The organism is Roseixanthobacter glucoisosaccharinicivorans, assembly GCF_043195095.2.
Lineage (GTDB): Bacteria > Pseudomonadota > Alphaproteobacteria > Rhizobiales > Xanthobacteraceae > NCEH01.
Window position 1 is genome coordinate 1052845 of record NZ_CM195538.1, and the last position, 13497, is coordinate 1066341.

The window sequence follows — 13497 nt, forward strand, 5'->3', positions numbered from 1 at the left end:
AGACGCCGGCCCCGCAGGGCCGGCGGTTCACTGTGCTCGGATGAGGGCGCTCAATATTGGCCCTTATGATCGGTCATCCACTTGGCGACCACATCGTCGATGGACTTGCCGTCCACATCCACCGCCTTGACCATCAGGTTCAGCTCGGGGCCGTCGACCTTGAAGTCCTTGAGTGCCTTATAGGCGTCGGGCCACTTGGTCTTGGCCTTGGCGGAGATGTATTTGTAGATCTCGCCATGCGGCTTGCCGCAGTCGAAGGCGAGATCGGGGTTCACGCCCCATTTCGGGTCGGTGTAGCAAGCGTCGGTATATTCGGGGAATTGCACCCATTCGCCTTCGAACACCGAGGGCACCCAATGGGGCGAATACACCCACAGGATGATCGGTGCCTTGCGCTCATAGGCCGACTTCAGCTCGGCGAACATGGCGGCCTCGGTGCCGGCATCCACGGCGACGAACGGAAGCTTCAGGGCCTTGATGCGCTCCGGATCATGCCCGCCCCAGGTGGCTTCCATGCCGAGATAGCGGCCCTTGGGGGCGGTCTCGGGCACGGCGAAGGCTTCGCCGCACTTCAGCAGCGCGTGCCAATCCGGCAGGCCGGGGCACTTCTCCTTCATGTACATGGGATACCACCATTCCTCCTTGGCCTTGGGGCCGAGGGGGCCGAGATTCTCGGTCTTGCCGGTGGCGTCGGAGGCCTTCATGGCGTCGCCCGCGGTGGTGGCCCACAGCTCGGACATGAAGGTGATGTCGCCATTTTCCATGGCGGTGAGGCCGGTGAGATAGTCGATTGTGACGTATTCCACCTTGTCGCCCTTGGACTTCACGATCTCACCCGCGATGTGGGAGGTGATCGCCTGGCCAGTCCAGTCGTGCAGGGCGATGATGATCGGGTCCTTGGAATCGGCCGCATAGGCCGCAGGCGCCCCTGCGAAGGCGGACATCAGTCCGCCTGCGACGACCGCAGCTTTCACATATTTACCCAGCATCTGCTTTCCCCTTGGTTCAGATCGTCGGATGCCACGCGAGCAATCGCGGCTCACGGTCGTGGAGGCTCGCCGACAGGGTCCCATGCAATGCCTGGGCCGTTGTGTGGGGGAGGCGGGCGACAGGCTCTGGCGCCCTGCTGATCCCCGGTTCGAGCCGTCTGAAGGGGATTGTTCGCGCTCGATACGAGGCGAGCCATATCCCTAAAGGGGTATGCCGCCCCCTCTTTGGGCGAAGATTTTTTTCTTCCCACGCAAAAAGGCCCCGTTCTTGCAAGGCTGAAAGGGCCAGGCGAACGGAGGGCAGAACGTGTTCACTCCCGAAAAGACGGCGCGTTTGATCGAGAATATCGGCGAAGAGAGCCTCATCCATGTTCTGGATGAAATGCTGAGCGAGATCGTCAGCTTTGATTTTTCAACGATATTCGCCTATCCATTTGGGCGGCGCCCGCTATTTCTGCACGACGGCTACCAGCATTATGCCTCCGCGCAGGCGCTTGATGCCTATCTGGGCGGCACGTATTTGCTTGACCCCTTCTATACCGCGTGCGCCAACAGCCACACGTCCGGCCTCTGGCGCATGGCAGAACTGGCACCGGATGATTTTTTTTCATCCGATTTCTTCAATTCGGCCGAGGTGCATCCCTGCGTGTCCATGGAACCGGGCGCGCTGGTAGAGGAGATCGGCTTCATCGTGCCGCTGCGGGGCGGCAGCTCGGCGGTCTATTCGCTCATGCGCATGCGCGGGCATGCGGCATTCTCCGATGCCGAGATGGAGATGCTGCGTGCCACGGAGCCTGTGGTCCGGCAGACTCTGCGCAGCCATTTCCGTTCGCTGGAAGATTTTCCGGTGCCGCGGCAGACCCTTATGGAAGCTGCGTTCGAGCGTTTTTGCGAAAGCAGCCTCACCCATCAGCAACGACGCATCGTGCAGCTTATCCTGCGCGGCCATTCCAGCACCTCGATCGCGGAGATCCTGGAATTGTCCGAGGGCACGGTGAAGATCCACCGCAAGAACATCTATCGGCGGCTGAACATTTCCAGCCAGACCGAATTGTTCAACCTGTTCATCCAGGACATGAACCGCCGCCCGGCGATGCTTCCCCGCGCGGCGGCAGCCCGGCCCTGAGGCCGGGCGCGCGTTCGCTCAGGCGAACAGCAAGCCGAGGTGATCATTGAGGAACATGCCGTCCGGGTCGAGCTTGCGGCGCAGGTCGCGGAAGGCGTTCGCCTTGGGATAGAGCGCGTCCACATCTTCCCGGTTCAGGAAATGCAGTTTGCCCCAATGGGGACGCGAGGCGTATTGGCGCAAAATGGAATCCACTTCCCGCAGATAGGGCCAATAGGCGATCCCCGGGCCGCCCGAAACGGATACGGTCACGCTGTCCTGCTCATAAAATGGGCTGATCCAGCCTTTATCACTGGCAGTAAAACGGTATTCCAGAGGATAAATGCAATCGAGGTGCTTGGCCCGCATCAGCGCGCGCACCTCGCACAGGGCGTCCTTTCCCTTTTCCAACGGGACCGCATATTCCAGCTCGTGGAAATTCGGCACATATTCGATCGGGTAGATTTCCGAGGAATAGGCGATGCGCTCAAATTCGCCTTCGGCGGTCTCGGGCGGTTCGTCGGTAATGTCCATCACCTTCATCTCGCACACGTCTGAGAGCTTCGACGTCGTGGAAACGGGCGCGGTGTCGGGCAGGCAATAGAGGTGCCGGCTCTCCGGCGTCGGGCACCAGAAGAAGCCGAAATGGCGATGCTCCGCCGCCAAGGCATCGTGGTTTGCGAGGCAGGTCTCGAAATCGTCGCGCCACAGCCGCTCGCGCAGATTATAGGCGTCCATCACCTGCAGCGTGACTTCCGAGACGATGCCCAGCAGTCCGATGGAAACCCGCATCGCATTGAGCAGGTCGGGATCCTCATCGGTCACTTCCAGGATCTCGCCGGACGGCTGCACCAGCCGCATGCCCACCACCTGGGAGGCGAGATTGCCGAGCGTGATGCCGGTGCCGTGGGTGCCGGTGGAGAGCGCGCCGGCAAAGGCCTGGGTGTCGATGTCGCCCTGGTTGGTGAGCGAAAGACCCAGCGCCTTCAGCGCCCGGCCGGCGTCGCCGATCCGGGTTCCGGCGGCGAGCGAGACGCGCTTGCGCGCCATGTCCACCTTGCGGATGCCGCTGAGCTTTTCCAGCGACAGGCGCAATCCCGGCGTCGCCACCACGGGGGTGAAGGAATGGCCCGAGCCCGCCACGCGCACCTTCAGCCCGCGCCGTCCCGCTTCAGCCACCAGCGCGCACAATTCCTCTTCGCTCTCCGGCACCGCCGCGTGCTGGGAAATGAAGGACTGGTTGCCGACCCAATTGTTCCAGTGGCCGCCTGCTCCGAGTTCCATGATGTCGTCCCTTAGGCTTCGCCCGTCACATGGCGGTGAAGCAATTATCGACAAAAAGATGCGTCCCGCTCACGAAGCTCGCATCCTCGCTCAAGAGGAACAAGGCGGCTTTCGCCACCTCGTCCGGCCGGCACAGGCGGCCTTGCTGGGCGGCGAGGGCGGCGTCGGAAACGTCGATGCCATAGCGCGTCAGCTCTTCCACCTCGCGGATGCCGTGGGGCGTGCGGATGAAGCCGGGGCATACGGCGTTGCAGCGGATGTTGCGCTCGCGGAATTCCACCGCGATGGCGCGGGCGAACATGTGGCAGGCGCCCTTGGTGGTGTCGTAGAGCACTTCCATGGGCGTGCCCGCCACCGCCGAAATGGAGGAGGTGCACACGATGGCGCCGCCGCCGGCGGCGATCATCCCCGGCAGCACCGCCTTGGTCATGAGGAACATGCTGCGCACGTTGATGCCCATCAGGCGGTCCCATTCCTCTTCCGTCGTGTCGAGGAAGGGCTTCACCACCAGTGTGCCGGCGTGATTGAAGAGCGCCGTCACCGCGCCGAAGGCGGCCTCCACCTGAGCGACTGCCGCATTCACCGCTGCGCTGTCGGAAACGTCCGCGGCGGCGAACATGGCCTGTCCGCCGGCGTCATTGATCTCCTGCGCCAGTGCCGCGCCCGCGCTGCCCGGCAGATCGACGATGGCGACCTTCGCGCCTTCCTGAGCGAACAGTTCAGAGGCCGCGCGCCCGCATCCCCCGGCGCCCCCGCTCACCAGTGCGACGCGCCCTTCGAGCCGCCCGCTCATTGCAACGCGCGCCATGCCGGCGCCCGGCCGGTGGCCTCCGATGCTGTCGCGGTTTCGCGCGCCTGGCGCCTGTGCCCGTCTCCCATGCGCTTGCCTCCTTGTCCTGCGTCTTCACCCGTCGCTGATCGTGCCCACATTGTTCGAGCATGGGGCGGGGGTGCCCATATCCCCAAAGGGATAGAGGCGGCCGGAAACGATTCCGCGCCACGGGGAATCTGCTATAGCCGACAGCGAACCCGCGTGGATCGTGGGGAATGGCCGCTTCGGCCGCGGCATCGCACACCGGACGCCCGCCTTGACGATCTATCTTCCCATCGCCGAACTGCCTGTCGCCATTTTCGCGATCTTCGCGATGGGGCTGGCGGTCGGCTTCATTTCCGGGATGTTCGGTGTCGGCGGCGGCTTTCTCATGACCCCGCTGCTGATCTTCACCGGCGTGCCGGCGGCGGTGGCGGTGGCGAGCGTGTCGGCCCATATGGCGGCTTCCTCGTTTTCCGGCGCGCTGTCCTATCTGCGCAAGGGGTTGATCGACCTGCCCCTGTCCGGCGTGCTGCTGCTCGGCGGCCTGGTCGGCACCGGCGCTGGCGTCGCGACCTTCACGCTGCTGCGCGCCTATGGCCAGGTCGATCTCGTGATCGGCCTGTCCTACATGACCTTGCTCGGCAGCGTCGGCACCTTGATGCTGGTGGAGAGCGTGCGCGCGATCCTGCGCGCGCGGCGTGGGCAGGGCGTCAGCATCCGCCGTCCTGGCACCCACGGCTGGTTGCTGCGCCTGCCCCTGAAGGTGCGCTTCCGCCGTTCGCGCATCTATGTGTCGGCGATTCCCGTGGTGGTGATCGGCTTCGGCATCGGCTTCCTCGGGGCGCTGCTGGGCGTGGGCGGCGGGTTCTTGCTGGTGCCCGCGCTGATCTATCTGCTGCGCGTGCCGACCCAGACCGCGGTCGGCACCTCGCTGGTGCTCACGCTCGTCACCATGACCGCCGCGACCATTCTCCAGGCGGTGGCCAATGGCACCGTGGACGCGGTGCTGGCCCTGATCCTGATGGTGGGCGGCACCATGGGTGCCCAGTTTGGCGCGCGCGCCGGACAATCCCTCAAGGCGGAGCATCTGCGCCTGCTGCTCGGCCTGCTGGTGCTTGCCGTGGGGCTGCGCATGGGCGTGGATCTCGCCCGCCCGCCCGCGGACCCGTTCGCCGTCACCGCAAAGGGGAGGGGGAATTGATCCGCCTCCTGCTCGCTTGGGGTCTGCTCATGCTGGCCTGCGCAGGCGCGCGGGCGGAGCGCCTGATCCTGTCGGTGTCCGAGCCCCATGTGCTCATCAATTCCAATTTCACCGGCGCCGATCTGGTGCTGTTCGGCGTGGTGGAGGATGTGCCCCGGGCGGATGCCCCGCCGCGCTATGATTTCGCGGTGACCGTGCGCGGGCCAGAAGAAACCTTCGTCACCTGGCGCAAGTCGCGCGTGCTCGGGCTCTATGTGAACACCGACAGCCGCACGTTCGTGGATTGTCCCGCCGTGCTGGCGGTGGCCACGAACCGGCCGGCGGAGGAGATCGCGCCGCCCCAGGTGCTGCGCCGCGAGCAGATCGGGCTGAAGCGCAACATCTTCGTCCAACGGGTCGGGCCGGACTTTGCCGATGTGGTGCCGGACGACCCCTTCCGCCTGGCGTTCCTGCGCATCAAGATCGACGAGGGCCTATATGGCGAGGCGCCGAACGGGGTGAACCTGCTCTCCGCCACGGCTTTCCGCACCGCCTTCCGCATCCCCGCGCGCGCGCCGGTCGGAACCTATGAAGTCACTGTGAAGCTGTTTGCCGACGGACAGTTGCTCCAGACCGCCGCGACCTCGGTGGTGGTCGAGAAGGGCGGCTTCGAGCAGCAGCTGGCCCGGTTTGCCGAGAACCACGCCTTATTCTACGGCCTTGCGGTTGCGATCGGCGCGTTGATGGTGGGTCTGGTCGCCAACTTGTTGTTCAGGCGCGACTGAACGTCCGCCCCGGCCGCAAGAAGGTTGGCGCGCGCCTTCGAGATGCGCTAGGCAATCCTTGCGTTTCAATGCAGGGCGGCGGCGTTTCGCGCGCATGGGGGGATACATGGCCTCGGGTGATGTTTCTGTTTCCATCGAGGGCGGCGTCGCGCGGCTGACTTTGTCGAACCCTGAACGGCGCAATGCCATCTCCAGCGGCATGTGGCGTGCGCTCGCGGCGTTTGCATCCGACACCGCCAAGCGCACCGACATCCGCGTCGCTATCATTCGCGGGGAGGGGACCCTCGCCTTTTCCGGCGGTGCCGATATCTCAGATTTCGATGCGGCCCGCTCGGACAGCTCGGGTGCGCAGACCTATGACGAACTGGTGGAAGGCGCCTGCGCGGCCATCGAGGCGGTGGCGTTCCCGACCATCGCCCTGGTCCATGGCGCCTGCGTGGGCGCGGGGGCGGCGCTTGCTGCGAGCTGCGATCTGCGGGTCGTGGCGGAAGAGGCGTTCTTCGCCATTCCCGCCGCCCGGCTCGGCCTTGGATATGATCCGCGCGGCGTCGCGCGCTTCGTGCGGGTGTTCGGAAGCCAGGGCGCGCGCCAGCTGTTTTTCGGTGCCGAGCGCCTGAAGGCCGTCCGGGCCTATGAGACCGGTGCGGTAGACCAGATCGCCCCCGCCGCCGATGTGGACGCGCTGGCCGAGAAAGTGGCGTCGCGCATCGGAGAAAATGCGCCGCTGACGCTGCGCGCCGCGAAAGCCTCGATCCGCGCGGCGGAAGGGGCTGGCCACGCCGTCGCGGCAGAAGCGCGCCGCCTGACCACGCTCGCCAATGCCAGCGCCGATTACCGCGAGGGCCGCCTTGCCTTCGCCGAAAAACGCATGCCCCGTTTCAGCGGCAATTGAGCGCCGCTGGCGTGCCTTTTCGCACTTGGAAAAGGCACGCCAGGGCGTTGCATTTGCCCCGCTTTAGCGGATATGGTCCGCGCCCATCGCGATGGGGCGTCGCCAAGTGGTAAGGCAGGGGATTTTGATTCCCCCATTCCCAGGTTCGAATCCTGGCGCCCCAGCCAGCGCACGGTGCTCTTCAACCCACGGGCCTCAGAGCTGCATACTCGGCGGCTCGTCATGGGCAAAGAGTTCTGCAGCACTGCATAGTTCAAGCTCGCTGCGAAATCGTGAAAAATACGCTTGGGTTCGCGCGTCTGGCGTGTGAAATGGGCGCGTGCGCGTTTATGTTGCGCCCATATGGGGTGTCTAAGGTGTTTTTGTGCACGTCTCGAAGAAACCGCAGCGCGCCGTATTTTAATAAAACAGTTATACAGGTATAACTTTCTTGTTACAAAGCTGACGTAGGGTTTTTGACGGTAGTATATGGTAGATACATAGCGCTTGATATTGAGTGTCCGTATAGACGGATTTATATCTTGGGTATAGGAATCGATTAAGCCGGTACACGGTATTTTTAGGTAGGGATCACGCCGTGAAAGAATTGGTCGCGAAGCTTCGTGTTCGGGATGAGGATTTTTTGGTCGCTAGCACGATCGAACGCTGCCCGAAAACAATGATGCTGCGCGAGTTGGTTCAGAATGCGCTGGAAGCGGCGACGCTGGCGCCGATCGGGACTCGGCGTATCGAGATAACGGCGCGTGCGGTAGAGGGTGCGCGAAAGCTGCGCATTTGGAACACGGGTCCGGGCATGAATGCGGAAGAACTCTTCCGCATGTGCGATATCTCCTCATCCATTGGCAAAGTCCAACAATTGGACGGTAACTTCGGCATGGGCGCGAAGGTTGCTTCCCTGCCGTCCAATCATCTCGGCTTGCGCTATCGCTCTTGCCATCAAGGCAAGGTCAGCGAAGTCATCATCGGCAAGCGCGATGGAGTGTTTGGACGTATTCTGCGGGAGGATCCGGCAACGGGCGCACCCGCGACCGTTCTCGACGTTACCGCCCAAGCGAAGGCCGAGGGCGATGAAACGAGCTTCGATTGGACGGAAGTCATCCTGCTCGGCAATCGAGCGGAGCAAGATACGGTCGTCGACCCATATGACGGCAATCCTCGGGTCTCGAAGATGTGGGTTCTTCAGGGCTTGCATCAGCGCTTCTTCCGCGTGCCCGATGACGTCCAGTTCCTGCTCGGCACGGATCTGCACGGCCTTCCAGGAATGCGCCCGCTCGTTACGATCGGCCGTCTCGTCGGAGAACGCTTTGAGCGCTGGGAAACCGTATCCGCTGGTGACGGCGTGGCCGTCCATTTCGGCTATGATCCGGTAAATCCCAAGTCGCCGCAGCATAACGCCTCCTATGTGGACCGGCTTACTCCCGACGGTTGCTTTGCAGGCATATTGTTTGGCAACGAACTTTACGAAATGCGCACGGCTGCCAAATGGACCCAGGATGCACCCAGTTTCGGCATCAGCCTCGGCGCACGTCACCTTTCGTTCCTGGTGGAGCTTGCTCCTGATTTTCCGGTGCGCCCCGAGGGATATCGTCAGTTCCTGCGTTACAAAAATGGATTGCAGGACCAAGTGCGGTTGATGGATTTTGCCGGCATCGTGCGCGATAGCCGTCCTGATTGGCTCCTCGAATTAATCCGCCGGCTGTCGCCCGATCTTCGACTCATAGGCAGCGTGCAGGAACAGCTCGAAAATCTGATCGCTGCGCTTGATCTCAAGCGCATGCGACCCGTTCCTCGAGGTCCGCAAACAGCGCCCTTGCCCAACGTTCCCGTCGATGCCAAGGACGCCAAACAGGCGTCAGCGCCAGCAACACCGCCACGGGCCAAAGATGCGCCCGCACCCCCTCCGAAATCTCCGACGGCCGAAGCGGGTAACAATCAAGAAGCGGATTTTGTCGAAGACCGGGAAGTCGTTCCGGAAATGCTGCTGCTGCGCGATGAGCGCGAAATTGCCGATCGCAACCTCACGCATCGGGCCGCGCGCTTTTATCCCGCAACACATCAGCTCTACGTCAATATGACGTATCCGAGCGTCACGGGACTTGCGGAGCTTCTCCGCGGCTCCGCGCCTGCCCAGGTATCCCCCGTCGTCGCACGGGAAGCGGCGCAAACAGCCGCCGAGAATATGTTTGTGCTGCGCCTCGGTCGTGCGCTCGTCTATGGGCTCTCGAAACGAAACGCGGCGCAAGGATGGAGCGAGTCCGAGCGCCAGCAAGTTCTTAGCAGCGAGGTGTTTACTCTGCTTGCCGACGATCTTCATCTTTCCTTGTCAGACGCCAAGGAAATGTTCAGTAAAAGAGTGGTCGAGGCAGTCAAGGCGGCACTGGACCGGCCCCAAGTCGAGTCCGAGACCGTTTAGTTCGACAATATACACCATACACCGTTGCGCCTTTTCTGCGGGCGCAACGGAGGTCGGATCGAAGGTATCTTCGGTTGTTCTACTTCGCCGGCGGGTCGATCTTGATGCCCTTGGGACCGATGGTGATTTCGGTGGAATTCTGTTTCCGCTGATATTCCTGATAAGCGTAAAAGCTACCGGCGCCGACCACGAACACGAGAGCGATGATTACGGCGTACAGGGCACTGCGGGGCATTCTTTGAACTCCTTGAATATGCTCAAGCTCAACGCCAAAGCCACGCCTGAGTTCCATGTGACGCTCAAGGCAGGCGTTGCGCGGGACGCAGGCGCGCGCCCCGTTGCTCTTTCGCCACACCGTGGCCAAAAGCTTGGACTAGGATCTAAACCCTACTAGGATTGGATCCATGACCCGCTTCTTCTCGACCTTCCGCAGCGTTGGAATTCTCATGGCCGTCGCGCTCGGCGCGGTGCTGCTGTTCACCTTGCTCGGAAGCCTGCTGATCGCGGTCGGCTTGTTCGTCACGGCCCTGGTGGTGATTGGCGGCATTCGCTATCTGCTCACCGGAAAGGGCGTGGTGGAGGTCCGCACCCAGACCTACCGGGCCGGCGACTTCGAGATGATCGACGTCACTCCCCCCAAGCCGCCCCGCCGCGAGCGCTGAGGCGGCCCGACACGGCCACGAGCCCCTCGCCGAACCCATACACCAGCCGGTCCTCCCAGGCGCGACCGCGCGTTCCGGGTCCTCCGGGCAGATGGATGAACACCACCGGCACGTCGCGCCCCGCGGTGAGCGCGAGCACTCTGTAATAGAGCCCATTGCAGAGATAGCGCCCGGCATCGCGCGAGAGCGCCGCCGGCAGGCCGGCCGTGCGCAGGGCTGCCAACAGACGGGGCAGATCCGCGCGGCTGCGGATTTCGGCAGGTCCTTCGCTGAGCTTGCGTGAGGTCATCGCCGCCCCGCTCGCGTCGGGAAAGGAACCGGCGGCGTTTACGGCCCGGCTTTCCACGCACACCACACGCCGCCGGGATGCCACGCCGAGCAGCAGGATGACGTCGGGCTTGAGCGCGTGAATGCGGGCCTCGGCCCGATCCAGAGCCGCCCAGCGCGTGGGCAGGATCTCCACATGCCGCTCGGTATCGGCGAGGGCGGGACGGGCAAGCCCGGCCAGCCGGCGCGCCACCTGAGCGGAGGGGTTTTTTGGCACACCGGGAAACGGCTCAAAGCCGCAGATCAAGATCCGCCGCTTGGCCCGTTCCACCCGCTAAAGCCCGAGCAGCGCCGCGATCTCGTTCGCGGCAAGGGTGGGAGAGAGGGTGCCTTCGGCCACGCCCTTTTCCAGGGCCGGCACGCGCGCCTTGATGGCGGGATCGCGGGCCACGCGCTCGGCCAGCTTTTCGTGCAAAAGGGTCCACATCCAGCGCACCTGCTGGGCGCGTCGCGTCGCGGCGAAGGCGCCGGCGGCTTCCGAGCGCGTACGGTGGTTGAGGACTTCTCCCCAGAGCTTGTCGATGCCTTCGCCGGTGAGCCCGGAATAGGTCAGCACGGGCGGCGACCAATGGGGCGCGCGCGCCCCGAGCAGATGCAGCGCCGCGCGATATTCCCCGGCCGCCGCGCGCGCGCGGATGAGGTTGTCGCCGTCGGCCTTGTTCACGGCGACGATGTCGGCCAGTTCCAGCACGCCCTTCTTGATGCCCTGGAGTTCATCGCCCGCGCCCGGCAGCATCAGAACCAGGAAGGTGTCGGTAAGATCCGCCACCGCGGTTTCCGACTGGCCGACGCCGACCGTTTCCACCAATACCACGTCGAAGCCGGCGGCTTCGCACAGGAGCATGGTTTCGCGCGTCTTGGCGGCGATGCCGCCGAGCGTGCCGCTGGAGGGCGAGGGGCGTACGAAGGCATTGGGGTCCACCGAAAGGCGGGCCATGCGCGTCTTGTCGCCGAGGATGGATCCCCCGGTGCGCGTGGAGGAGGGGTCCACCGCCAGCACCGCCACCTTGTGGCCCCGCTGGGTGAGATAGGTGCCCAGCGCATCAATGGTGGTGGATTTTCCCACGCCCGGCACGCCGGTGATGCCGACCCGATAGGCGTTGCCGGTGCGCGGCAGGAGGCCCTGCAGAAGGATTTCAGCGCGGCGGCGATGATCCGGGCGGCGCGATTCGATCAAGGTGATGGCCCGCGCCAAAGCGGCGCGCTGGCCACGCACCACCCCTTCGGCGAGCTTGGCATCGTCGTCCCTCGCCTGCGTCATCACATCCCCTTCTGCGGTCGCGACCATTTTCACTCCTCGCTAAAGGCGATGTTGCGATGCCGAGCATGCCGGCTTCACGCCCGGCGCTCAATGGGCTGATGGGGGAACATCGCGGCCGTGGCCGCGTTGTAAAGGCATGTTCCCCCACACAGGAGTTCCCTCATGAACTGGGACCGCATCGAAGGCAATTGGAAGCAATTCACCGGCAATGTGAAGAGCCAATGGGGCAAGCTGACCGACGACGATCTTGCCGAAATCAAGGGCAATCGTGAGATTCTGGAAGGCAAGCTTCAGGAACGCTATGGCCTTGCCAAGGATGAAGTGAAGCGCCAGGTCGATGCCTGGGCCGATAACAGCCGCATGAATTGACGCGCCGGACCGCCTGGTCCGAAGCCGCGTCTTCCCCCGATCCAATTGAAAGGGCGCCGCGCCGAAGGGCTGCGGCGCCTTTTTGCGTCAGGGAAGCTTGACGATCGCGCTCGCATCGAGCCGCGCCAGCGCATCGGCGGCCCGCTCGCCCGCGATCTTAAGCTCGGGCGCGATCTCCACCAGGGGTACCAAGGCGAAGGCGCGCTCCATCAGCCGCGGATGGGGGAGTTGGAGGTCGCTGTCGTCGAACCGCGCATCGCCGAAGGTGAGGATATCAATATCAATGGCGCGGGGGCCGAACCTTTCCTCCCGTGTGCGGTCGCGGCCCAGCATGCGCTCGACCAGCAGCGCGAGATAAAGCAGGCCGCGCGCGTCGAGCGGGCAGTCCACCGCCACCACCTGGTTAAGATAGGGCGGCTGGGGCACCGGCCCCCAGGGCGGCGTGCGATAGAGCGCCGAGCGCGCGGTGATGGTCAGCCCCGCCCGCGCCAGCGTCGCCAACGCGAGCGCCAGCGTTTCGCGCGGCATTCCCACGTTCGCGCCGAGGCAGAGATAGGCACGGGTGAGGCTCATGTCGCGTCGCGGATCGCTTCCGCCACGCGCGCGGCCTGAACGTGGGCCGCCACATCGTGCACGCGTATGATTTCCACCCCCGCCATGATGCCGATGACGTTGGAGGCGATGGTTCCCGGCACGCGCTCCGCCGGCAGGCTGTCGATGACCTTGCCGATGAGCGATTTGCGCGAGGTGCCGAGCAGCAGGGGATAGCCCAGCACGCGCAGTTCCGGCAGGCGGGCGATGGCGGCAAGATTCTGCGGGAAGGTCTTGCCGAAGCCGATGCCGGGATCGAGCACGATACGGTCCTTGCGCACGCCGGCTTGGATGGCCCGCTCCAGGGCGCCATCGAAGAAGGCCAGCAACTCGTCGATGATATCGAGGCTTGAATCGACCTCTGCGCGATTGTGCATGAGCACGGCGGCGGCCTCGCTGTCCGCGACCACCTGCGCCATCTCGGGGTCGCGGGTGAACCCCCACACATCATTAACGATCACCGCTCCCGCGGCGATGGCACGGCGGGCGACCTCGGCCTTGGACGTGTCGATGGAGATGGGCACGCCGGTTTCGGCCTGCAACGCCTCCAGCACCGGGGCGACGCGCGCCCATTCTTCCTCTGCCGGCACCGGCACATGGCCTGGGCGGGTCGATTCCCCGCCGATGTCCAGAATGTCCGCGCCCTCGCGCGTGAGGCGCCGGGCGGTGGCGAGGGCATCGTCCACCGCGAGGCTGCGGCCGCCGTCGGAAAAGGAATCCGGCGTCACGTTCAATATGCCCATGACGAGGGTGCGCGGGCCGAGGGGCAGGGCGCGGTTGCGGGCCTGCAACATGCGGGGAGCAGCGGGAGAGGTCATCCGTGAA

15 protein-coding genes and 1 tRNA gene are annotated in these 13497 nt (G+C 64.3%); 8 read left to right on the plus strand and 8 right to left on the minus strand.

The features are described from left to right. Nucleotides 1–50 precede the first annotated feature (50 nt). A complete protein-coding gene (locus V5F78_RS04545; RefSeq protein ID WP_394066165.1) occupies nucleotides 51–989 on the minus strand; it encodes an ABC transporter substrate-binding protein in 939 nt (312 codons plus the stop codon). Nucleotides 990–1296: 307 nt separating this feature from the next. Between V5F78_RS04545 and V5F78_RS04550 the strand changes: the two genes are divergently transcribed. After that, nucleotides 1297–2115, plus strand: a complete 819-nt coding sequence (locus V5F78_RS04550) for a helix-turn-helix transcriptional regulator (RefSeq protein WP_394066163.1) — start codon at nucleotides 1297–1299, stop codon at nucleotides 2113–2115. 18 nt (nucleotides 2116–2133) lie between these two features. Here the strand turns inward: V5F78_RS04550 and V5F78_RS04555 are convergent, their stop codons facing one another. Both V5F78_RS04555 and V5F78_RS04560 read right to left on the minus strand, forming a co-directional pair. Beyond that, nucleotides 2134–3378, minus strand: a complete 1245-nt coding sequence (locus tag V5F78_RS04555; RefSeq protein WP_394066161.1) for a D-arabinono-1,4-lactone oxidase — start codon at nucleotides 3376–3378, stop codon at nucleotides 2134–2136. 25 nt (nucleotides 3379–3403) lie between these two features. Then, complete coding sequence (locus tag V5F78_RS04560) at nucleotides 3404–4171, minus strand: SDR family NAD(P)-dependent oxidoreductase (RefSeq protein ID WP_394066874.1); 768 nt, start codon at nucleotides 4169–4171, stop codon at nucleotides 3404–3406. Nucleotides 4172–4466: 295 nt separating this feature from the next. Between V5F78_RS04560 and V5F78_RS04565 the strand changes: the two genes are divergently transcribed. The 5 genes from V5F78_RS04565 (at nucleotide 4467) to V5F78_RS04585 (ending at nucleotide 9462) form a co-directional block, all read left to right on the plus strand. Next, nucleotides 4467–5393 carry a sulfite exporter TauE/SafE family protein gene (locus tag V5F78_RS04565; protein ID WP_394066159.1) on the plus strand — a complete coding sequence of 309 codons (927 nt, stop codon included), beginning with the start codon at nucleotides 4467–4469 and terminating at the stop codon, nucleotides 5391–5393. Beyond that, nucleotides 5390–6157 carry a TIGR02186 family protein gene (locus V5F78_RS04570; RefSeq protein ID WP_394066158.1) on the plus strand — a complete coding sequence of 256 codons (768 nt, stop codon included), beginning with the start codon at nucleotides 5390–5392 and terminating at the stop codon, nucleotides 6155–6157. The genes V5F78_RS04565 and V5F78_RS04570 overlap by 4 nt, the downstream gene beginning before the upstream one ends. A gap of 106 nt (nucleotides 6158–6263) precedes the next feature. Beyond that, entirely contained in the window at nucleotides 6264–7049 is a 786-nt protein-coding gene (locus V5F78_RS04575) for an enoyl-CoA hydratase-related protein (protein ID WP_394066156.1), read from the plus strand. Between the two features lie 92 nt (nucleotides 7050–7141). Continuing rightward, nucleotides 7142–7216, plus strand: a tRNA-Gln gene (locus V5F78_RS04580). A gap of 410 nt (nucleotides 7217–7626) precedes the next feature. Beyond that, the gene (locus V5F78_RS04585) at nucleotides 7627–9462 is read left to right on the plus strand and encodes an ATP-binding protein (protein ID WP_394066155.1); all 1836 of its coding nucleotides are present in this window, start codon (nucleotides 7627–7629) and stop codon (nucleotides 9460–9462) included. Nucleotides 9463–9541: 79 nt separating this feature from the next. Here the strand turns inward: V5F78_RS04585 and V5F78_RS04590 are convergent, their stop codons facing one another. Beyond that, nucleotides 9542–9697, minus strand: coding sequence for a hypothetical protein (locus V5F78_RS04590; protein ID WP_394066153.1), 156 nt, complete (start codon nucleotides 9695–9697; stop codon nucleotides 9542–9544). 169 nt (nucleotides 9698–9866) lie between these two features. Between V5F78_RS04590 and V5F78_RS04595 the strand changes: the two genes are divergently transcribed. Continuing rightward, nucleotides 9867–10124: a hypothetical protein gene (locus V5F78_RS04595; protein ID WP_394066151.1), complete on the plus strand. Its 258-nt coding sequence runs from the start codon at nucleotides 9867–9869 to the stop codon at nucleotides 10122–10124. Here the strand turns inward: V5F78_RS04595 and V5F78_RS04600 are convergent. Together V5F78_RS04600 and meaB are read right to left on the minus strand one after the other, a co-directional pair. Continuing rightward, the gene (locus tag V5F78_RS04600) at nucleotides 10090–10722 is read right to left on the minus strand and encodes a pyroglutamyl-peptidase I (RefSeq protein WP_394066149.1); all 633 of its coding nucleotides are present in this window, start codon (nucleotides 10720–10722) and stop codon (nucleotides 10090–10092) included. The two genes, V5F78_RS04595 and V5F78_RS04600, sit on opposite strands and share 35 nt — an antisense overlap. Nucleotides 10723–10725: 3 nt before the next feature. After that, a complete protein-coding gene (gene meaB, locus V5F78_RS04605) occupies nucleotides 10726–11739 on the minus strand; it encodes a methylmalonyl Co-A mutase-associated GTPase MeaB (RefSeq protein ID WP_394066147.1) in 1014 nt (337 codons plus the stop codon). A 135-nt stretch (nucleotides 11740–11874) separates the two neighbouring features. Between meaB and V5F78_RS04610 the strand changes: the two genes are divergently transcribed. After that, complete coding sequence (locus tag V5F78_RS04610; RefSeq protein WP_394066145.1) at nucleotides 11875–12081, plus strand: CsbD family protein; 207 nt, start codon at nucleotides 11875–11877, stop codon at nucleotides 12079–12081. An 87-nt stretch (nucleotides 12082–12168) separates the two neighbouring features. Here V5F78_RS04610 and folK read toward each other — a convergent pair whose 3' ends face one another. Beyond that, nucleotides 12169–12654 (minus strand): 2-amino-4-hydroxy-6-hydroxymethyldihydropteridine diphosphokinase, encoded by a 486-nt coding sequence (folK, locus tag V5F78_RS04615; RefSeq protein WP_394066143.1) that lies wholly within the window; start codon nucleotides 12652–12654, stop codon nucleotides 12169–12171. Next, nucleotides 12651–13490 carry a dihydropteroate synthase gene (gene folP / locus V5F78_RS04620; RefSeq protein ID WP_394066142.1) on the minus strand — a complete coding sequence of 280 codons (840 nt, stop codon included), beginning with the start codon at nucleotides 13488–13490 and terminating at the stop codon, nucleotides 12651–12653. Before folP ends, folK begins: the two co-directional genes overlap by 4 nt. Nucleotides 13491–13497 lie beyond the last annotated feature (7 nt).